26 protein-coding genes and 1 CRISPR repeat array (1 of these 27 cut by a window edge) are annotated in these 21,178 nt (G+C 32.5%); all 26 genes read left to right on the forward strand.

Annotated features, from left to right (window positions below):
• A CRISPR array of direct repeats spans positions 1-71; the repeat unit is 30 nt; it begins 3,203 nt to the left of the window's first position.
• 186 nt (positions 72-257) lie between these two features.
• The 26 genes from PP176A_RS16690 to PP176A_RS00440 all read left to right on the forward strand — a co-directional run bounded on the left by PP176A_RS16690 (position 258) and on the right by PP176A_RS00440 (position 21,162).
• Positions 258-569 (forward strand): hypothetical protein, encoded by a 312-nt coding sequence (locus PP176A_RS16690; RefSeq protein ID WP_071138467.1) that lies wholly within the window; start codon positions 258-260, stop codon positions 567-569.
• A gap of 244 nt (positions 570-813) precedes the next feature.
• Positions 814-1,563, forward strand: a complete 750-nt coding sequence (gene cas6 / locus PP176A_RS00335) for a CRISPR-associated endoribonuclease Cas6 (protein ID WP_159429015.1) — start codon at positions 814-816, stop codon at positions 1,561-1,563.
• A 31-nt stretch (positions 1,564-1,594) separates the two neighbouring features.
• On the forward strand, positions 1,595-3,535 hold the full coding sequence (locus tag PP176A_RS00340) for a TIGR02556 family CRISPR-associated protein (protein ID WP_071138469.1): 1,941 nt from the start codon (positions 1,595-1,597) through the stop codon (positions 3,533-3,535).
• The gene (gene cas7b / locus PP176A_RS00345; protein ID WP_071138470.1) at positions 3,528-4,418 is read left to right on the forward strand and encodes a type I-B CRISPR-associated protein Cas7/Csh2; all 891 of its coding nucleotides are present in this window, start codon (positions 3,528-3,530) and stop codon (positions 4,416-4,418) included. The genes PP176A_RS00340 and cas7b overlap by 8 nt, the downstream gene beginning before the upstream one ends.
• A gap of 9 nt (positions 4,419-4,427) precedes the next feature.
• Positions 4,428-5,162, forward strand: a complete 735-nt coding sequence (cas5b, locus tag PP176A_RS00350; protein ID WP_071138471.1) for a type I-B CRISPR-associated protein Cas5b — start codon at positions 4,428-4,430, stop codon at positions 5,160-5,162.
• A gap of 10 nt (positions 5,163-5,172) precedes the next feature.
• Positions 5,173-6,078 (forward strand): CRISPR-associated endonuclease Cas3'', encoded by a 906-nt coding sequence (locus PP176A_RS16135; RefSeq protein ID WP_159429016.1) that lies wholly within the window; start codon positions 5,173-5,175, stop codon positions 6,076-6,078.
• 163 nt (positions 6,079-6,241) lie between these two features.
• Positions 6,242-6,376: a hypothetical protein gene (locus PP176A_RS16560; protein ID WP_255371036.1), complete on the forward strand. Its 135-nt coding sequence runs from the start codon at positions 6,242-6,244 to the stop codon at positions 6,374-6,376.
• A 303-nt stretch (positions 6,377-6,679) separates the two neighbouring features.
• The gene (locus PP176A_RS00360) at positions 6,680-6,910 is read left to right on the forward strand and encodes a Fic family protein (RefSeq protein ID WP_425329677.1); all 231 of its coding nucleotides are present in this window, start codon (positions 6,680-6,682) and stop codon (positions 6,908-6,910) included.
• Positions 6,911-6,996: 86 nt separating this feature from the next.
• Entirely contained in the window at positions 6,997-7,206 is a 210-nt protein-coding gene (locus tag PP176A_RS16785; RefSeq protein ID WP_025642379.1) for a hypothetical protein, read from the forward strand.
• Positions 7,207-7,697: 491 nt separating this feature from the next.
• Positions 7,698-7,790, forward strand: a complete 93-nt coding sequence (locus tag PP176A_RS16790) for a nucleotidyltransferase domain-containing protein (RefSeq protein WP_425329678.1) — start codon at positions 7,698-7,700, stop codon at positions 7,788-7,790.
• Between the two features lie 149 nt (positions 7,791-7,939).
• Positions 7,940-8,068, forward strand: a complete 129-nt coding sequence (locus PP176A_RS16565) for a hypothetical protein (protein WP_255371037.1) — start codon at positions 7,940-7,942, stop codon at positions 8,066-8,068.
• Positions 8,069-8,233: 165 nt separating this feature from the next.
• Positions 8,234-9,223 carry a hypothetical protein gene (locus PP176A_RS00375; RefSeq protein ID WP_025642383.1) on the forward strand — a complete coding sequence of 330 codons (990 nt, stop codon included), beginning with the start codon at positions 8,234-8,236 and terminating at the stop codon, positions 9,221-9,223.
• Positions 9,224-9,242: 19 nt separating this feature from the next.
• Positions 9,243-9,944 (forward strand): rhomboid family intramembrane serine protease, encoded by a 702-nt coding sequence (locus tag PP176A_RS00380; RefSeq protein WP_025642384.1) that lies wholly within the window; start codon positions 9,243-9,245, stop codon positions 9,942-9,944.
• A gap of 434 nt (positions 9,945-10,378) precedes the next feature.
• A complete protein-coding gene (locus tag PP176A_RS16695; RefSeq protein ID WP_369800228.1) occupies positions 10,379-10,510 on the forward strand; it encodes a DUF4180 domain-containing protein in 132 nt (43 codons plus the stop codon).
• A 127-nt stretch (positions 10,511-10,637) separates the two neighbouring features.
• Complete coding sequence (locus PP176A_RS00385) at positions 10,638-11,060, forward strand: GNAT family N-acetyltransferase (RefSeq protein WP_200795926.1); 423 nt, start codon at positions 10,638-10,640, stop codon at positions 11,058-11,060.
• Between the two features lie 444 nt (positions 11,061-11,504).
• Positions 11,505-13,460 carry a tetracycline resistance ribosomal protection protein gene (gene tet, locus PP176A_RS00390; protein WP_025642386.1) on the forward strand — a complete coding sequence of 652 codons (1,956 nt, stop codon included), beginning with the start codon at positions 11,505-11,507 and terminating at the stop codon, positions 13,458-13,460.
• 397 nt (positions 13,461-13,857) lie between these two features.
• A complete protein-coding gene (locus PP176A_RS00395) occupies positions 13,858-14,352 on the forward strand; it encodes a PcfB family protein (protein ID WP_025642388.1) in 495 nt (164 codons plus the stop codon).
• 60 nt (positions 14,353-14,412) lie between these two features.
• Positions 14,413-15,204 (forward strand): replication initiator protein A, encoded by a 792-nt coding sequence (locus PP176A_RS00400; RefSeq protein ID WP_025642390.1) that lies wholly within the window; start codon positions 14,413-14,415, stop codon positions 15,202-15,204.
• A 13-nt stretch (positions 15,205-15,217) separates the two neighbouring features.
• Positions 15,218-16,066: an ATP-binding protein gene (locus PP176A_RS00405; RefSeq protein ID WP_051403574.1), complete on the forward strand. Its 849-nt coding sequence runs from the start codon at positions 15,218-15,220 to the stop codon at positions 16,064-16,066.
• Positions 16,067-16,075: 9 nt separating this feature from the next.
• A complete protein-coding gene (locus tag PP176A_RS00410) occupies positions 16,076-16,798 on the forward strand; it encodes a BRO family protein (protein ID WP_025642393.1) in 723 nt (240 codons plus the stop codon).
• A 16-nt stretch (positions 16,799-16,814) separates the two neighbouring features.
• The gene (locus tag PP176A_RS00415; RefSeq protein ID WP_025642395.1) at positions 16,815-17,351 is read left to right on the forward strand and encodes a hypothetical protein; all 537 of its coding nucleotides are present in this window, start codon (positions 16,815-16,817) and stop codon (positions 17,349-17,351) included.
• A 34-nt stretch (positions 17,352-17,385) separates the two neighbouring features.
• Entirely contained in the window at positions 17,386-19,167 is a 1,782-nt protein-coding gene (locus tag PP176A_RS00420; protein WP_025642397.1) for a VirD4-like conjugal transfer protein, CD1115 family, read from the forward strand.
• Between the two features lie 144 nt (positions 19,168-19,311).
• The gene (locus PP176A_RS00425) at positions 19,312-19,632 is read left to right on the forward strand and encodes a single-stranded DNA-binding protein (RefSeq protein ID WP_025642399.1); all 321 of its coding nucleotides are present in this window, start codon (positions 19,312-19,314) and stop codon (positions 19,630-19,632) included.
• A gap of 1 nt (position 19,633) precedes the next feature.
• The gene (locus tag PP176A_RS00430; RefSeq protein WP_018579567.1) at positions 19,634-19,849 is read left to right on the forward strand and encodes a Maff2 family mobile element protein; all 216 of its coding nucleotides are present in this window, start codon (positions 19,634-19,636) and stop codon (positions 19,847-19,849) included.
• An 18-nt stretch (positions 19,850-19,867) separates the two neighbouring features.
• Positions 19,868-20,737: a VirB6/TrbL-like conjugal transfer protein, CD1112 family gene (locus PP176A_RS00435; protein WP_025642403.1), complete on the forward strand. Its 870-nt coding sequence runs from the start codon at positions 19,868-19,870 to the stop codon at positions 20,735-20,737.
• Between the two features lie 20 nt (positions 20,738-20,757).
• Complete coding sequence (locus tag PP176A_RS00440) at positions 20,758-21,162, forward strand: hypothetical protein (RefSeq protein WP_025642405.1); 405 nt, start codon at positions 20,758-20,760, stop codon at positions 21,160-21,162.
• Positions 21,163-21,178: the final 16 nt, after the last annotated feature.

Genomic DNA, 21,178 nt, shown 5'->3' on the forward strand with positions numbered 1-21,178 from the left:
TAAATGTATGATTTTCTCTCCTGTCCAGCTGCTAACTTTGTGTTTTAATAGAACTATAGTAAAGCTTAAATATTTCATAGCTTATTTGTAAGGATTTTAAAAACAAAGGCGAATTTTATATAAAATCTTTAAAACCATTATTTGATAAAATTGAATATAAAATTCAAAAATTCAATACTGAAGATAATTTAAAAATTGGCCTGAATGTAGTAGAGTGGTCTATTGAAAATAATTTAATACAACAAGGTTTTACTGCTTTGGAAGAGACCATAAGGACATATGTATGTAATGAAACGGATAGAAATAATAGGGAAAGAATTGCCAAAATTGCTCTTATGATAAAATCAGAGGCAATAACCGAGAAAAATTTGAGTACGGATGTAAAAGGAAAAGTAAAAAGAATTGCAGATAGATTGGATCCTGAAATTGCTAAACTTTCCTATCAGGTTTCTCAGAAAAGAAATTCAATAAATCATTTTGAATTTTCTGATGATTCGAATGATTATAACTCTTTAAAAAGAGATTTAAAGAAATATTATAAAGAATTTAAGAAGATAATTGAGATCTAAAAAGTTATTGTTGTTTGGTAATATAATAATGGTAGATAAGGTGCTTTATTCATATGCCTTGTCACCATTTAATTGTTAAAAAATCAGGAAGGAATATTTGGAATGTTGTAGAATAATTACTTTGAACATACAAATATATGCAGAAATTATAGACTTGGCAGCTGACAGATAGCCAAAATTATGTTAAATTAAAGAATATTGTTTAAAATACGGTTTATATAAAAAACCATAGGAGATGATGCGCATGCTTTGTAAAATAACTTTTTCATCGAATGATAAGATATTTTTGCCTATGTCCTACAATTATATAATTCAGGGAGTTTTATATAAGTTTATAAATGAGGATTCCTTTGCTGATTTTATGCACAATAAAGGATATACATACAATAAGAGAAGCTATAAACTTTTTAGTTTTTCGAATGTATTGGAAAAACCTTTGTTGGTTGACAGAGAAAAAAAGCATTTTGTATTTCCAAAGGATATCAGCATATATTTTTCTTCGATTGATAATGAGTTTTTCAAATATGTTTTTAATTCAATAATTAATACGGAAGATTTTATCTATGTGAGTCAGAACAGGACATCAATATCAAAGGTAGAGCTTATCAAGCAGAAAATATCCGAGAAAGAAGTAATAAAAACCATGTCTCCCATAACAACTTACAGTACCTTTGTAACTTTTGAAAACAGTAAAAAAACTTATTATTATAATCCATACGAAAAGGAATTTTCTACTAACATACAAAAAAATCTGATTAACAAGTATCAGGCTTTGTATGACGAACCACCCCAAAACAGTGAATTTTCGATTGTGCCGCGAGGGACTCCTCATGAGAAGATTATTAAATATAAGGACTTTATCATAAAAGGTTATACCGGAATTTTTGAGATAGAAGGCTCCAAGGAGCTTATGGATATGGCTTTTTGTGCCGGCCTTGGAAGTAAGAATTCTCAAGGTTTCGGCCTTATTATAAAAAATGATTTAGATAAATAAAATTAAAACGAGGATAAGAGGAGGTGAAGATATGCTGGAGGAGATAATCGAAATAGGCGAAAAGATTCTTGCCGAGCAGGACATAATTGACAGCAGAATCGTTAAGGTTAATATTGAGGATGACAAAAATAATCCGAAGAAAATAGTTATTATAGATTTTGACACTGCCAATAAAAAGGTTAATTTTAAAGTAAAAGAAATGGATGAAAATACCGTTTCGCAATATCTGAATTTGGGAAGAGATGGAGGGCCTAACGCAAATCAATGGTACGTTACTTTTACGAATTCCGTTTCCCTTACTTCCGAAGTAGTAAGTCAGCTTGCAGAAAAGGAAATTCCTGCTGATATAAAAGAAAAACTAAATTTAATTACTGATGAATTTTATTATGATTTCGGGGAGGATGTAACTCCAAAGTACAGGTATATGCTGGATTGGTATAAAATTGGAGTGATATCAGAAAGTCTCAAGGAAATATATGAAAAATATAAAGACGAATCAAAGCCGTATAAGGAAGTTCAAAGTTATTTACAGAAGGAGCTTCAAAAATATCTTGAAAAGTCCAAGGGAGCAAAGAAAAAGCAAATAGGGCTTTATACTCTTAGTATTGACGGACAGGCTGTAGGTTCTTCAAAATGGTATAGGGATTTGGTGAAAAAAAGGCTTACAGTTCAAGAACGAAGTTCAATGGAGAGTAAGGAATTATATTGCAGTTTCTGCGGTTCCAAAGAAGAATGTACATCAGACTTAAGTGAGATGAGTATAAAATACTATACTACAAATCAGTTGATTTTTGCCAACAATTTTGACAGAAAGAATTACGATAAAAATATGGTTTTATGTAAAAGCTGTAAGGATAAGCTCCTTACAGGAGAAAAATTTGTTCAAAATCATATGCAAGGGAAGATTTCCAAACTGGATGTATATATAATTCCCCATATTATTTATAGCAGTTATGAGTTTAAACAAAAGGATTTATATAGGTTAAGCGATAAACTTAAACAAACCATAAATACAGCCAATAATATTGAAAATTTAAAAATATACAAATATGGTTTGCAGGAGTTGAATGAAGCTGTCGGTGAAGGCAATCATTATCTCATAAATTTTGCTTTTTATAAAAAAATGAATCAGGCTACAAAAATATTGAAACTTATTAAGGATATAGATCCGGGTATTTTTGAGAAAATAGGAGAAAGCATAAATGAAGCTCAGTTCACATTTGAAAAGTATTTTCAGCTGATACCTAAAAGAAAATATCAGAGAGGGCTGAATCTTATTTATTATATGACTCCCATAAGGCTGAGTCAAAAGGCTCCGACCCAGTATCAAAACGTGCTGAATATTTACGAAGCTCTATTTTATGGAAGGAGACTCAATAGAGGAGAAATTATTTCAAATATTACCGAGTGCTTAAAGATAAACTGGTTTGAACAAGTAGATTATAATGTTTCAAGCCCAAACAGCAGGGATTTTATAGATTTTAGGATTTCTGACGGATTATATTACATGTTATTTTTGGAGAATATGGGCAATGTAAAAAGGAGTGAGACCATGGATGTGTCTAAATTGAATCTTAAAGACAATTATAAAGGATATATAGCTGATATGGGATATGATGAGCAGCAGGCAAGCCTATTTTTGTTAGGATGCTTAGTCGGAGCGGTAGGAAGAAGTCAAAACAGCAAGGCAGCTGCAACAGATAATAGCGGTACCTATAAACCTATATTGAATAAGATTAATTTTAACGGTATGGATTTTGTAAAAGTTAAGAGGTTGTCAAATGAAATTTTAAATAAACTTAGGCAAGAGAAAATATTAAGGTATACGGAAGCTATTTTTTCTGCTCATAAGATGTTGATGGGATTAAACGAAAAGAATTGGAAATATAATAAGGATGAAAATTTATACTATATCCTTTCTGGATATGCATATGAAACCATGAAGAAAAGGGAGGAAAAGAAAGATGAATAACGGTCAAATTTTGTATCTTTACGATGCTAAGCTTACCAATCCCAATGGGGATCCTGACGAAGAGAACAGGCCGAGAATGGATTATGAAAGAAGTCTAAACCTGGTATCTGACTTAAGACTAAAAAGGTATATAAGAGATTATCTTAATGATAAGGGCTATATTTTATATGTTCAGAAGGTTGACGGTGAACCTGTTACCTCTGCCGCAAGAGTCAAAGAGTTCGTGGGGGATGGGAAAATCGATAAGGATTCCTTTGAAAAACTAAAAAATACTTTTATAGATGTCAGGTTGTTCGGAGCAACTATAACGTCAAAAGATAATAAAGCGTTAACAGGGCCGGTACAGTTTAACTGGGGATATTCTCTCAACAAGGTGGAACTTCTTGAATCCAGCATAACTTCTCATTTTGCATCCTCAGATACCAATAAACAAGGTGCCATAGGGAAGGATTACAGAGTTAAATATTCCATGATAGCTTTTTCGGGAGTAATAAGCGGAGAAAGGGCAAAAAAGACAAATTTAAGGGAAGAGGATATCTTCCTTTTGGATGAAGCTTTATATAAGGCAATACCTCTTCTTGCAACACGAAGCAAGATAGGGCAGTATCCGAGATTTTATTTGAGACTCGAATTTAAAGATACGGAAACGATTTTGAGAGATTTGAGAAGCTATATTGAATTAAATCCCAAAGATTCAAGTATCAGAGATGTTAATGAGTGCAGTTTGGATATAACAAGGCTTATAGCCTATTTGAATGAAAACAAGGACAGCATTAATAAGATATATTATTTTTATGATGAAGCTTTATCTTTGAAAAATAAGGGTGAAAAGATATTATTGGAAAAGGCTTTGGAAAATTTCAATATAATAAAAGTACAGTAGGTGACTGCTATGAAAGGTGTAGTGTTTAACATAGAAGGGAGATTTGCTCATTTCAGAAAATTTTATACCAATTCATCCTCTTTGTCTTATTCATTGCCTCCCCGTACTACGGTGGAAGGTCTCATTGCTTCCATTTTGGGCTATGAGAGGGACAGCTATTATAAAGTACTGTCGTCTAATAAACTTCATGTTGCTGTAAAGAAAAACGGACCTACCCGAAGCCTTACTCAAACTTTGAATTATATTAAGGCTACGTCTGCATCGCAGCTTTGTTTTCCCGACGAGCATACTCAAATTCCTTTTGAAATTATCACAGGTTGTAATGATGACAGTATAGTATCTTACAGAATATATGCTGCTTCCGAAGAAGGTTTTATGGAAGAGCTTCAGGAACGGCTTATAAAGAATAAATTCGTTTATCCTCCGTGTCTGGGAACCGTATTTTTTCAAGGGGATGTTGAAAATGTACGAAGATGTGAAATGTATTCCGAAAAAAGTAATGAATATGTGCCGATAAGTTCCGTTGTTCCGTCAGAGGAGATAGAGAATATAAAGATTGAAAACTATCAGCTTGTAAAGGAACGTATGCCTAGGGACTTTGATGAGAACAGGGAAATAAAAAAAAGCGGTACCTATATATTTGATCATAGGGGAATTGAAATAGACTTCAAATTGAAAAATGATTATTATGTTGTAAAGGCCAGTGATGAACCATATAAATCTGAAAATATATTATTTATGTGAAGGTGATAATATGGAATTTTATTCTCATCCTGATATGAAACTTATCGTACATTTATCTCAGGTAAAGGAATATTCGCTGATTTATGGGAATAAGGAATACTCTGAAATAAATGAAATCGTTGCTTGCGGTCATGACTTTGGCAAGTATACGACATATTTTCAAGACAGACTTTTTAAAAGGGAGAAAGGAGAAAAACCGGAAGGGAATCATGCTCACATATCGGCTGTTTTTACGGCATATGTTATGTTTAACCGGGGTATGGGGAAGGGAGTTCTTCCCCTTATTGCTTATAATGCGGTTTTGTCTCATCACAGCAGAGTGAAAAATTTTGAAAAGTATCTTCCAATGTCATATCACGAAAATAAAATAAATAAATCCGATGACATGTATTGGAAACTTCAAATTTTGAATAAGCAAAAACAAAATATTAAAGAAAATTATACGGATATTTATAATGAATATAAATCATTAGGATTTGGAGAAGATTTTAAGGCTTTTATGGATGATGAAGATTCAATTGAAAAAACATTAATACTTTTACGTAAGAAAATCCTATTATTATATGATGAAAAAGATGCGTATTGGATTCATCAACAAATTTTTTCCACGTTAATTGCTTCTGACAAAGTAAGTGCATCAAAAGTTAAGCCATTTGAACAAAAGTTTGTCGGATATTCCGAGCTCAATAAGATAAGAGAGGACGAGTTTTCGGATAAAGAAAAAAACGAAATTAATAATATGAGAAACAGCATTTTAAAAAGGGTTCAGGAGAATATCTCTAAGAATTATAATAAGGAAGTATTTTCAATCATTGCTCCTACAGGGGAACGTGTCATAATAGTGATGGGTGCAGTTAATGTTATGAAACCAAGGGTTTCAGGAACTTTAAATAAATATATTTTGTGTATTGCTTAGAGTAATTAAAGTTGATTGCTGTAAGCAATGTATGAGAGGGGGCAAGAATATTAGTTCTTTAATAGTTGACAATTAGTTAGTATAATTACATTTAAAATAATAATAATAATTACGTATATGTAGTATTAAGCGAACTTAATTGAAATTAAAGGAGTGAACTCATATGATTAATGTTTTACCTTCACTTTTTATTTCATTACCTTTATACCTAGGAATACCAGCAATAATCCTATATTTTGTAATAAAAACAGCCGTGAAAAAGGCAATAAAAGAACTAAAAGATGAAAATATATTATAATTAAAGAAGCGTGTAGTTTATAAACTGCGTCGTGGATATAGAAAAATGTGCAACAAATCTTTTGGGTTTAGTGATAATTTTAATAGTTAAAAGCTGATAACTTCTTACATAAAAGAGTAAGATTTTCAGAAGGCATAATCCCAAAAGAGTTTATAGAATAACAGGGGGAATATGGAACAAGAGATATGTTATATGAAAAGGAGGTATGATTTATGTGGGAAAATACAGAATTAACAAAAAAGAGCTTATGAACTTTTTGATGACGGGATAATAGATACCTTTGAAGTAGGAACATTTAAGGGAGTGCAACAAATTCATCATTATATATTTCAAGATGTATTTGATTGTGCAAGAAAAATAAGGACAGTTAATTTATCAAAAGGTAATTTTCGTTTTGCTCCTGTTGGATTTTTAGAATCTAACCTGGAAGTTATTGAAAAGATGCCAGGGTCCGATTTTGATAGTATTATTGAAAAATATGTAGAAATGAATGTTGCACATCCTTTTAGGGAAGGGAATGGTAGAAGCCAGTAAAATAAATATTCCATCAGAAAACTATAGGAAACAAGCAAGAAACATTGCATAATGCTGCTAAGTCCATTGAGCAGAGAATTGAAGGTTTGGGGGAAATAAAAGCTCTAGAAAACGTCAGCGCTATTCGTTTTAAACAGAGCAAGGCATTTGAACTTCATAATCCCTACCCTATTATTGGAGAAGAAGGGAATAGGAACTTTGGGGATAATGTGCTATTTAAAAAAGCCTCCTTCCAAATTCCTATCGGGGCAAATGTGGCACTAACTGGAGAAAATGGTACTGGAAAACAACTCTAATCGAAATGATATTAAACCATGAAGATGGTATATCAATATCCCCTAAGGCAGAAGTAGGCTAATTTTCCTAAAATGGGTATAAATATAACCATAATCGAAAGGTTATGGAATTTATACAGGAGGATTGTGATTACAATATTTCCAAAAACCGCTCATTACTCACTTCCATGGGAATTAAAGATGGGGATATTAACAAAAAACCATCTGTTTAAGTGGGGGCGAAATTATTAAATTAATGCTGGCCAAAAAGCTTATGGGTAGTTATAATATATTATTAATGGATGAACCAAGTAATTTTCTTGATATACCTAGCCTGGAGGCACTGGAAGTGTTAATGAAAGGGTATGCTGGAACGATAATTATTTTATTTTTAGTACTGATAAATTGTAAGTGGACCAATAAAAGGGACTATAGCTTTTGATATTAAAGGGGTGTATTAGTATGGTAGACAATGCTATTCAAATGGTAACAGAGAAATTATCTTCTTGGCCTTGCGTGAGAGGTATTATATTAGGGGTTCATGTGCAAGAGGCACCCATACAGAAGATTCTGATATAGATGTGGGAATTTATTACAATGCGTAATCATTTGACCTGATAGCGATTAATCAAATTGCTACAGAATTGAATGATGAAAGATGTGGAATTGGGAATGTAAAAGCCATTTTATAAAAGACTAGTTCAACAAATGGGACAGATTACTTAATAAATTATTAATTTTAGGAGAATGATAAATGAATGTAAAAACCTTTACTGCGATGACTGAGGCAGGCTTAGACAGAAAAGTAAATAATCTTTTAAATGGTAATTCTTTTGATGTCGTAGATATAAAGTATTCATCCTCAATTTTTTATATGTGGTAATGGTTATATACAGACAATCAAATAAAGAATAATAACTAAGCAATCAGGCGCAGTTGTGGAATTAGAGCTGCACATCAAACGGAGTGGATTGTGGTATTATAATTTGTTGTCTTGGGTGAATTTAAAGTAATCGAAATTGATTATCTGAAAGGAAGTGTAGAGTATATGAATCCAACTAGTTTAACGTTTGGAGTTTACCCATTAGGTGCGGTAGGTACACCTTCTGGGTTGGCTAAAGGACCTATTGATGATTTTGATAAGATTCAACTAGCTTTAAAGGATTTACAAGGGGATGCAAAAAGGGTAATTCCGAGAATGTACATTGTTTATACGAAAGAATGGGAATCTGAAATGTTATCCAATATAGCATTTTTTCGCGATGATAGTTTATTGGGAGACTTGTGTATAGTATTAGGTGATTGGACAAAGAAACAAGGGTCGGATATAGAACTTGATCATTGGCTTAATTTTATTAAAAAAGTAATAAACGATTTTGGCTCACATTTGGGCTCCCTTCAAATTACCAACGAACCTAATTTACCGTTTATGGAGGGGTCGAATCCGCATATTATTCAAGCATTGGTAGAAGGAGTGGTTGTAGCGAAAAAGCAAGCCCAAAAGCTTAAACTCCCAATTAATATTGGATTTGGTTCGGTACCAAGCGGTGATGCATCAGTTCCATACTTTTGGGAGAATCTCACTAAAGAAGGAAATGATAAATTTGTTAAATATGTTGATTTTATTGGACATAATTTTTATGTAGACGTGTTTGGTGAGCAAACTCTCGCTTTACAGGAAGTGCCTTCTGTCGTGGAACATACACTTCGTAGTTTAAGGGAAGTGGATCTCGTTAAGGCTGGTATACCAAATTCAGTTCCTATACGAATTACTGAAAACGGGTGGTCTACTGGGAAAAAGTCTATTTCTGATTTAGATAGGTCTTATGAACATCAATCAAAGGTACTCGAAACAGTGATACGTACAGTCTACAGTTTACGAAGTGAACTTAACATTTCACATTTCGAACTTTTCGGACTCCGGGATGCTAATAGTTCCATAGATGATCTATTCCATCAATTTGGGGTTATGCGAGATGATTACTCACCGAAACCAGCATACTACACATTCAAGCGATTAATACGGGAATTAGGGTAATTTAATGGAGTGAAGATATATGTACGGTAAAACAATAAAAAACAACAAGTTTTTCTTGTCCTTGACAATGGTCATTGTTTTAATTACCTCCATTGTAACAATTTTTCAATTTTTTCAACCTGAAGTATTGAACATACTTCGTCGTGACCCCGAAAGATTGGCATCTGGAGAGTGGTGGAGGATTATAACACCCTTACTTGTCCATTCCGATGGTTGGGGACAGTACATTTTCAATATAGTGTGTATTATAGTAATCGGGATTGAAGTTGAACGATTATATGGAAAAATTGATTTTCTTTTTCTTTATTTAGCGGGAGGTTTGATTGGCGAGATTGCAGGCTATGCATGGGAACCATATGGCGCTGGAGCATCAGTAGGTCTTTGTGGCCTATTAGGTGGATTATATATTATTACATTGATAAGTAGGAAAAAGGTAGCAAATCCACTTTCTCTCTTGTTAAGTCTTTATATTGTTGTTGGTCTTGTCAGTTTTGCAAGTGGAAGAATCTATGTATCAATAGGACTCTTCATTATGGTTGGGGTTCTTACAGGAATTATCATGAAAAGGAAAAATCCAGAAAAATTATTAGGCACCCTATCTAGTATAGGTGGTTTCATTGGTGTGATAACTCTGTTGGTGTTTCATGATATACATGGAGCAGCAATTCTGGGTGGATCTCTCACTGCCGTTATTCTCTTTTCCCTACAAAGGTGGTCGTGACTTAGCAACTTGAATACATACGTAAGATTCTACCAGTTTATGTTAATTGTTCAATAATAATTTAATTTAACAAAAGGGCGCGATTGTTGAAAAAAGGGATAGCATTTGCTACTCCTTTTTATTTGTGTGCCCAACATGGGCAACAACTTGATGGTAAAAGCTATTTGGTAGGAACCTTTAGCTAAAAGTAAATTTATCCACAGCGACATGGAATCTGAAGGAAACTAGAGGCAAAATCCCGAACTGGCGAACAGAAGCCACATCAGGGTGAAATAAAGTGGATGAGTTTACATAACAAAACAAAGTCCAATACTACCCGAACCTTATACAGTAAATGTGACGGTTACTTGTGAGGAAGGCCGTTGTTCTTATCTAGGGAGGTCTTATGGATATGAGAAAACAGAGTATGCACCATGGTTGAAACAAGATTTGTCATGATCGTGGGAGATTTCTCTATATATACAAGTAAGAGTTTGAAAGATTTTATTTATGAATGTAATAAAGGAAAAAATATTTTTTTCACATCTGATGTAGAGCAGGCTATTAAGAGACTAAGTATAGAGTGATTAAAGGGGCGAGATTTAATTGATGCACATTAGGATTAGAAGACCAACTGAAGATGACAAAGACCGATTAGTTAAATTTTTTAAAATTGTAGTGGTCGATACCTTTATCAAGGAAGGTATCGAAGAAATGGTAGAAGATTTAGAGGAAGAAATTGAATCTAAGAAGCAATATTTAGAAAATGATCTAAAGAGCAATGGAGAACTTAGATGTTTCCTAATAGCAGAATATGAGGGCTGTATAGTAGGTACAATAGAATATGGACCTGCCAGTGACCTAATTAATAGTTGTACACATGGAAAATATAAGAACCTTTATGAAATAGGTACAGTTTTTGTAAGACCAGATTACCAAGGACAGGGTATAGGTAATTTACTATTGAATGCTATGATTCAAGAATTACAATGTAAAGGAATCAAAGAGTTTTGTATGGATAGTGGATATTCCAATGCACAGAAAATATGGAGAAAAAGGTTTGGTGAACCTGAATATTTCCTAGAGAATTATTGGGCAGAGGGTCAACATCATCTAATCTGGAAAATTAAGATTTGAATATATCATGTAAAGATGAATTCCTATAAAAATCTCTACGAGTTATTAGTAATATGACAAGTTAAATGCGTTAAGGGATCAAATCTTCCTTGACAAATATAATAAAAACAAATATTATAATATGTAGTATTAATTAAAGGAGTTTTATCATATGAGGCATAGTATTTTTAAATAACTATTAATAAAATAGAACAAGTACATTTTCCGTGCAAAATAATATTTGTATGGCTTATTAATTGTACTTTTATTTAGAAATATTCTCATAATAATAAATTTATATTTTTATGTATTATATAGCATTAATTAGGTTATAGATATAAAACCATGGTGTTGTATCTAATTATGTATGTTATATTTACTTTAAGCAGTTATATAAAAAATAAGTTCCCCTGTGAAGAGAGTATTTTATCACAGGGGATTTTTATATAATTATGGAGGTATAAAATGAAAATTATTAATATAGGAATCTTAGCACATGTTGATGCAGGAAAAACAACTGTTACAGAAGGTTTATTGTATAAAAGTGGTGCAATTAATAAAATAGGAAGGGTCGATAATGGTACAACAATAACAGATTCAATGGAACTGGAAAGAGATAGGGGGATAACTATACGAGCATCTACAGTTTCATTTAATTACAATGATACAAAGGTTAATATCATAGATACCCCCGGACATATGGATTTTATAGCTGAAGTCGAACGAACCCTGAGAGTGTTAGATGGAGCTGTTTTAGTAATTTCGGCGAAAGAAGGAATTCAAGTTCAAACCAAAATAATTTTTAATACTTTGGCGAAATTAAATATTCCAACACTCATATTTGTGAATAAAATAGACAGAAAGGGAGTATGTTTAGATGAAATATATACTCAGATAAAGAGGAAATTAACTCCTAATCTTGCAATAATGCAATCAGTTAAAATAAAAGATAAAGGTGATTTTGAATTGACAAATGTAAGGGATGATAAAGTAATTCAAAGTCAAATAATAGAGAAGTTACTGGATATAAATGATTATCTAGCAGAAAAATATATAAATGGCGATGTCATTACAGAAAAAGAGTATGATAATGTATTTCTGGATGAGGTAAATAGTTGCAATCTTTATCCTGTTTTGCATGGTTCTGCTTTAAAAGATATTGGGATTGATGAGTTGCTATTTGCTATTACAAACTATCTTCCTGTAAATAATGATAATATTACAGATAACCTATCTGCGTATGTTTATAAGATAGATAGGGATGAAGAATCGCGTAAGATTACTTTCTTAAGAGTATTCAGTGGGAATATAAAGACACGTCAAGAAGTTCCCATAAATGACACAGAGGAAACCTTTAAAATAAAAAGTCTGGAATCAATTATGAATGGAGAAATTGTAAAGGTAGATCAGGTTAATAGCGGGGATATTGCTATTATTTCTAATGCTAATTCTCTTAAAATAGGTGATTTTATTGGTGAGAAATATGATAGGGTTCTAGATATAAAGATAGCCCAACCAGCATTGAGGGCATCAATTAAACCTTATGATTTAAGTAAAAGAAGTAAACTGATAGGAGCGTTATTTGAATTAACTGAAGAAGATCCATTTCTAGATTGTGAAATTAACGGAGATACTGGAGAAATCATATTGAAACTATTTGGAAATATTCAAATGGAAATAATAGAATCACTACTTAAAAACAGATACAAAATAGATGCTAAATTTGGTGAATTGAAAACAATATATAAAGAACGACCTAAGAGAAACTCTAAAGCAGTAATCCATATAGAGGTTCCACCAAATCCTTATTGGGCATCTATTGGACTGTCAATAGAACCACTACCAATAGGGTCAGGATTATTATATAAGACAGAGGTGTCCTATGGATATTTAAATAATTCATTTCAAAATGCAGTAAAAGATGCTGTAGAGAAGGCTTGTAAAGAAGGGCTTTATGGATGGGAAGTTACAGACTTAAAGGTAACTTTTGACTACGGATTATACTATAGCCCAGTAAGTACCCCCTCTGACTTTAGGAATTTAACACCATATGTATTTTGGGAAGCTCTTCGAAAAGCAGGAACTGAAATATTAGAACCTTATTTAAAATATACAGTTCAAGTTCCAAATGATTTCTGCGGAAGGGTTATGAGTGATCTTAGAAAGATGAGGGCTTCTATTGAAGATATAATAGCCAAGGGAGAGGAGACAACTTTAAGTGGAAAGATACCTGTTGATACATCGAAGTCCTATCAGTCAGAATTGCTTTCCTACTCAAATGGGAAAGGTATTTTTATTACTGAGCCTTATGGTTATGATATATATAATGGTGAGTCTATAACTAATGATATTAGAAATAATGATAATGATAGTAGCAAAGAAGGACTGAGATATTTATTTCAGAAACAAAGTGAAATTTGAAAGGAGCTTAAGTGCAATTATCAGTTAAATATGGATAAAACCTATATCTATAAAGGTTTTCACCATATGTACAAAAAAATGAACCATGGGATAAACATCAATACGTAAAACAAGAAATGGTGGTAGTATATAACTATGGATACTAAATAAGGTTTTATATATATGCTATAGCAGAGGATGCTTTAAGATCTTAGGAAGAGCTTATTATGTTTTTAGATGATTGGCTTAAACCAAATCGTGTAAACTACTCATTAAATCATTTAACAAAAATATTTAAAGAGGAGCTAGTTAATAATTAATATTATAACAATACATGAAATCTTTTAATAAATCTTAGTGGTTCAGATATAAAAGTCTGGGCCGTTTTTTTTATTTCCCTAGAAAGGAGGTTACCTGCATGGTAAATGACGAAGTCAATAATAAGGCTATAAATATTGAGATTAAGGTTGCAGAGTATTCAGCAAAAGCAATCTTTAAGGCAATTAAAAAGATTATGGAAGATGCAGCTGAAAAAAGCCAACCACTTGCTGACTATCTTAGTGAGAAAAGGAAGACTAATTCAAGGAGACTTAAGGATATGGTTAAAAAAGGTCAGCTTGAAAATATTGAACTACAAAAAGGTGAAGTCAAGGAACTTAAAAAACAACTTAACCGATATGGAGTAAGGTTTTCTGTAATGAAGAATAAGGAGGCAGGACTATACTCTGTATTCTTCCAGGCAAAAGATACTAAGGCTATGGATCTAGCCTTTAAAAAAGCTATAGAAAGATATGAAAAGAAAGAAAATAAGAGAAATTCAACAAGGGATATTTTAAATAAGTTTAAGGTGAAAGTGAAAAATACAGTAGTTAAAGACAAGGTGAAAGAAAAACACCAGCAACAAGAAAGATAAGGAGAGAGGCATTTAAGAGAAATTTTAGATGTCTTTTTTTATTGAGATGAGGTGAAGTGAATGGATTTTGATTATTTCTATGGGAGAGACGCTGAAAGCTTTAGGTTTATCCGCTTACCTATAGTTCTTATTGAAGATGAAACGTTTAAAAGCCTATCAATAGATGCTAAGGTGCTTTATTCCATGTATCTGTCAAGGAGTACCTTATCTTATAAGAATAACTGGGTAGATGAAAATGGAAGGGTTTATATCTACTTTACTGTTGAGGAAACAGCCGCACAACTTGCTTGTGGTATTAAAAAGGCAGTAAAACTTATTAAAGATCTTGAGAAGATTGGTCTTATTACAAAAAAGAGGGCAGGCCAGGGTAATCCTACTAAAATTTATGTCAAAGATTTTATGAGTATTTTTAGAAATGAAGAGCTTAGATCAATCAAAAGGGAAAATCAAGACTTGTCAAAAGGACAAGTCAAGAATGGTGATTTTGATAATTCAAGAGTGGCAAAAAAGGAAAGTCTAGACTTATCAAAAAGACAACCTAACTATATAGAGAATAATAAGATTGATAATAGTTATATTGATTTTAGTGAGAAGGATAAAAAAGGAACCTTCTTAAATGTAATTATTTCTAATGAAGAAGAAATGAAACTAGAAGATAAAATCCCTAATCTTAATGATTATATTGAAAGATTATCAGCCTATATGCAAAGTACAGGAAAAACCTATAAAGACCATGCTTCAACAATTATGACCTGGTATTTAAAAGATAAGAGCGAAGGAAAGCTTAGGAGGGAGGAATCTTATACGGGAGATCCCTCGGACTATGAAAGTGAATGGAACTTAAATGATTAGAGAGGTAGATAAAATGGAAGATAAAATAAAAATAATTGAAATTGATGGAGTAGGATTTTCTTTTAATGCAAATAGGGCTCATGAAAGAGATGGCCATGTTTATTGTAGACAATGTGGTGAACAAATAGATTCAGAACCCCTTGCTTGTCTTGGTAGTAAAAAAATAATATTTAGTCGAAATTGTAGATGTGATAGGGAAACAGAGGCTAAGAGAAAGGAAGAAGAAATAGCAAACCACATCAGAAGGCTTAAAGAAGAATGTTTTGCTACTAGCAGAAATCTAATAAGCTATAGTTTTGAAAAGATTATAGAGCCTGAAAGACAGGAAGTTATTATAGCAAAGAATTTTGTTAAGAACTTTAAAGAACTTGCGAAAAATAATAATGGACTTATATTTCATGGGAATGTTGGAACAGGAAAGACATATTTAGCAGCTTGTATTGCTAATAAAATTATTGAAGAATACCAGATAAGGGTGAAGATGAGAAATATCCCTCAGATAATAAATGATATTGAAAAGCGTGGCTTTGATATAGATAAAAATGAATATTACAGGCTCTTATGCAGTGTACCACTTCTCATTCTTGATGATTTTGGAATTGAAAGAAATACAGAATATATAAATGAAATGGTCTATCAGATTATCAATACCAGATATGAAGCAAAGAAACCCACTATTATTTCAACAAATATTCCCTTAGGTGTAATCATGAGTGGAAGTAATGATATTGATAAAGAAAGGATATATTCAAGAATTAGGGAGATGTGTATTCCAGTAAAAATTGCAGGAGAGGACATAAGAAGAGAAATAGGAAAATTAAAATTAAATAAAACTAGAGAGTTACTTCTAGGTGAAAGATAGGTGAAAGAGATGAATAAAATAAAAACATTTGAAAGTTTTGAATTTGGACAGGTTAGGACAATGCTTATAGATAATGAACCATGGTTTGTAGGAATGGATATAGCCCAGGCTCTAGGATACAAAAGACCAAGTGATGCGATTGCAAGTCATGTATATGAGGAAGATAAGCTGAAACGGTGTTTTACCGTATCAGGTCAAGGAAGGAATTTGATAGTAATAAATGAGTCTGGAATGTATGCACTGATTTTTGGAAGTAAACTTGAAAGTGCCATAAGATTTAAAAACTGGGTAACAAGTGAAGTTCTACCTTCAATTAGAAAGCATGGTGGATATTTTTCAGGACAGGAGGAAATGAATGATCAAGAACTTTTAGCAAGGGGCTATCTTGTAGCCTTAAGACAAATAGAAGCTAGGACAGAAGAATTAGAAGGTCTTATTCCCAAGGGAGAATTCTTTGATAAGTTTATGGATTTAGGTGACTGTATATGCCTTAGGGATACTGCAAAAGAATTAGGAGTTTCTCAAAATAGATTTATAAATATACTCATTGATAGGGGTTATCTTTATAGAAATCAAAAAGGGAAACTAAGATATTACTCAACTGCAGCTGATTACTTTAAATTAAAAGATTATATCAATAAATATAATGGACAACCCGGAGTCTATACAGTAGTTAGACCTGAGGGAAGAGCATATCTTTTCTCCTTATTTAAAGAGATGGGAGAAATCTAGAAGGAGGTGGTCTTGGATGATAATGCTTAATAAGAAAAGTTGTATAAATTGTGATGAAAGAGATTTAGTTAAACATAATGAAGAAATAAATAAGATTCTAGGGGAATTAAGAAAGCTAGATAACTATGATTGTGTAGTCCTTCATAAGTACCAGGATATAGGCCATAGAAATAAAGATTTGCAAGTTATTAATATAAATCTATGGGATATATATGAGCTGGCAGAGCTTGCTGATTTTAAAAATGGAGTAGATTTTCTTATAGATGATGAGGGATTTCTTAATCTTTCTGTATATGGACAGACCTATAAGCTGGGGGGAGAAAGCCATTTTATCCATGCTGTCTTTAAAATTATTCCCCATGATGAAGATTTGAATTTCCTTAATATATCTGAATTTATTCTTGAAGGAAAGCCTATAAGATTTTCAGACAAGCAGTTGAATAAAAAGAAGAAATCAACTATTGCACTTCTTAGTGAATATAAAGAAAAAGTTATTAATAATAACACTATAAAAAAAGATAGTCAAATAAAAGAAAAAGGTGAGGAAAGATAAGAAATCTCTGGCTTAAGGAGGTGAGGTTGTGAGCATAGTAGAAAAAATTAAAAAGGACATAAAGGATTTATTTGATGTGCAAGATGGGAAGGAATTTATTAAAAAGAACATGCCCTATCTTGCATTTTTCTATTTAGGAGATATTCTCTCTCACCATATAAATTCATATATAGGAGGTGACTTAATAGACCGTATATTCCAGGCGGTCATGGAAATAGAAACTATGACCTATATTCCAAGTTTTTATCCGAGGGACTTGCTTGTAGGTCTTGTCCTAGCTGGAATAGTGAAACTTATTTTATATAGCAAGGGTAAAAATGCAAAGAAATTTAGGCAGGGTACTGAATATGGCTCTGCAAGATGGGGTAATGCCAAGGATATTTCTCCATATATGGATGATGATTTTGGAAATAATCTTCTACTAACTGAAACAGAAAGAATTACCATGAATAGTAGACCAAAGATTCCTAAGTATGCAAGAAATAAAAATGTACTTGTAATTGGTGGGTCAGGTTCTGGAAAGACGAGATTCTTTGTAAAACCTAATTTGATGCAACTACACTCAAGTTATGTAGTAACTGATCCTAAAGGAAGTCTTCTTCATGAATGTGGCAAAATGTTAGAGGTGAATGGTTATGAAATAAAATCTCTTAATACAATTAATTTTAATAAGAGCATGAAATATAATCCCTTTGCCTACCTAAGAAGTGAAAAAGATATTCTAAAGCTGGTTCAGACAATTATAGCAAATACAAAGGGGGATGGTGAAAAGGCAGGAGAGGATTTTTGGGTAAAGGCTGAAAGACTTTATTATACAGCCCTTATAGGATATATATTTTATGAAACTCCAAAGGAGGAACAAAACTTTACAACCCTACTAGCCATGATAGATGCAAGTGAGGTTAGAGAGGAGGATGAAAACTTTAAAAATGCAATAGATTATATGTTTGAAGCCTTGGAAGAAAAGGATCCAGACCATTTTGCAGTTAAGCAATATCGCAAGTATAAACTAGCGGCAGGAAAAACTGCAAAATCTATTTTAATTTCTTGTGGTGCAAGATTAGCTCCTTTTGATATTAAGGAACTTAGAGAGCTAATGAGTGAAGATGAAATGGAACTTGATACCCTAGGAGATAGAAAAACAGCCTTATTCGTCATCATTTCAGATACAGATGATACCTTTAATTTTGTAGTATCACTTCTCTATTCTCAGATGTTTAATCTACTTTGTGATAAGGCAGATGATGTCTATGGCGGAAGACTTCCTGTTCATGTTAGATGTCTCCTTGATGAGTTTGCAAATATTGGCCTAATCCCTAAATTTGAAAAGCTTATAGCGACAATTCGTTCTAGGGAAATAAGTGCTTGCATAGTTCTACAAGCACAATCACAACTAAAGGCCATATATAAAGATAATGCAGATACTATTATTGGTAACTGTGATACCACATTATTTTTAGGAGGAAAGGAGAATGGTACTTTAAAAGAGATTTCAGAAACCTTAGGCAAGGAAACTATTGACCTATTCAATACATCAGAAACAAGAAGTAATCAAAAGTCTTTTGGGCTTAACTATCAGAAAACTGGCAAGGAACTTATGACTAAAGATGAACTCTTTGTAATGGATGGAAGCAAGTGCATTATGCAACTAAGAGGTGTAAGACCATTTCTATCAGAGAAGTTTGATATTACCAAGCATAAAAATTATAAGCATCTTGAAGATTATGATGATAGAAACTTCTTCGATATTGAAGAATATATGAAGAAACAAGGTAAGGCCAAGCTCAATAAAGATTCTATAATAACAAGATTGTAGGTGAAGATATGAAGGTTAAGGTGAGAAGCCCTTCAAAAAAGAAAGTAACAAAGTTAATAAATTTGATTTATAGCGATTGGATAAGAAACAAGTCCAGTCGCTTTTTTTATTTCAAAAAAGAAAAGAGGAGGCTAGAATTAGAATATGGCAAATTTTAAAGAAAGAGATATGAAAAATGTAACAGCTAATCTAGTAGGAGAGGTAAAAACAGCTTCTTTTGACTGGGATGGTGAAACTATCAATGTAACAAATTTCTCCCTTGTAGAAAAGAAGAATGGGAAAAGGCACTATACAAACTGTGCAGCTTATGGTGAATGGTCAGAAGTAGCAAAGGAACTAAAGGCTGGAGATCTTGTCCATGTCTTTGGTTATATTAGGGAAAGAAGAAATAATGACAAGCTATATAAGAATTTTATAGTAAAACATATGAATAAAATTGAAAAAGAAAATAAGGAGGAAAAATAATATGGCATTTTTTACAGAAGGAATAGCAGTTTTAAAAACTTTAGTTACTGCAATTGGTGCAGGTTTAGGGGCATGGGGAGTAATTAACCTTATGGAGGGTTATGGAAATGATAACCCTGGAGCAAAATCACAAGGGATCAAGCAGCTAATGGCAGGCGGAGGTATTGTTCTTATTGGAATGAAACTTATACCTTTACTTGCAAATACACTTAATTAAGAAAGAGGTAGATAAAATATGTTTGGACTTTTCGACAAAATAACTGAATTTTTTCAGGAGATTTTCATCGGAATTATCCAAGCAAACCTTGAAGCAATGTTCTTAGATATAAATGAGAATGTAAGTCTTGTAGCTACAGAAGTCGGGAAAACACCAAGTAGCTGGAATGCAGAAGTGTTCAGCTTTGTAAAGAATATTAACGATACTGTAGTTATCCCTATAGCGGGAATTATCATAACCGCCGTCTTGTGCATAGAACTCATAAACATGGTCATGGAGAAAAATAATATGCACTCTGATACAGATACATTTGATTTCTTTAAATACATTATCAAGATGTGGATAGCAGTATGGTTTGTAAGTAATGCTTTCACTTTCTCGATGGCAGTATTTGATGTATCACAGACACTAGTAACTAAGGCGGCGGGCGTGATAAATACAAATGCATCCCTTGATGCTATGGATGTGGCCGCAATGATAGATCATCTAAAAGATGAAAGCTTATGGAATCTGATACTGATAGCAATGGATACTTCACTGGTGAAGCTTTCAATCCAGGTTGTATCAATCATAATTACCGTAATAACTTATGGAAGAATGATTGAAATTTGCTTGTATAGCTCAGTATCAGCAATTCCATTTGCAACTATGGGAAATAAAGAATGGGGTCAGATTGGAACAAATTATATCAAAGGATTATTTGCACTAGGGCTTCAGGGATTGTTTCTTATGATATGCCTTGGAATATATGCGGTACTTGTAAAAACGATTCATGTAACCACAGATATTCATGCCAGCATATTCGGAGTTCTTGGATATACGGTACTTCTTGGAATTATGATGTTAAAGAGTGGAACAATTGCAAAAAGCATAATGAATGCTCATTAAAAATATAGGAGGAATATAATTTGGAATTTAAAAAGAAAAGATTAATAATAGGTTTGGCACTTACAGGGGCAGGTCTTCTTGTTTCTGAAGTAAAAAGTAGAAAGAAATTAGGTGAGCTTACACAAAGAATTAATCATACAGAGGATTTTTTAGAAGATCTTGAAGAAAAGACATGGAGTTTAAATAGGTCTATGAAGGAAATTGCTAAGGCTCATAATAGTTTAATAAAAATGAGAATAGATGACTATGAAGACTTTGATGAAAGATTTTATGAAATTGAAGATGAAATTGCTACTATCTATAGCCACCTTGCAGAACTTGATAGACTTAAGAAAAATAAAAAAGGTGTAGGTGAAAGTTCAAAAATATTAAATATCAACCCTGATGAATTGGAAGAAAGCATAGATGAGATTGAAGAAGAATAAAAAAGCTAATGGAATA

The organism is Sporanaerobacter sp. PP17-6a (assembly GCF_900095615.1).
GTDB classification, from domain to species: domain Bacteria; phylum Bacillota; class Clostridia; order Tissierellales; family Acidilutibacteraceae; genus Acidilutibacter; species Acidilutibacter cellobiosedens.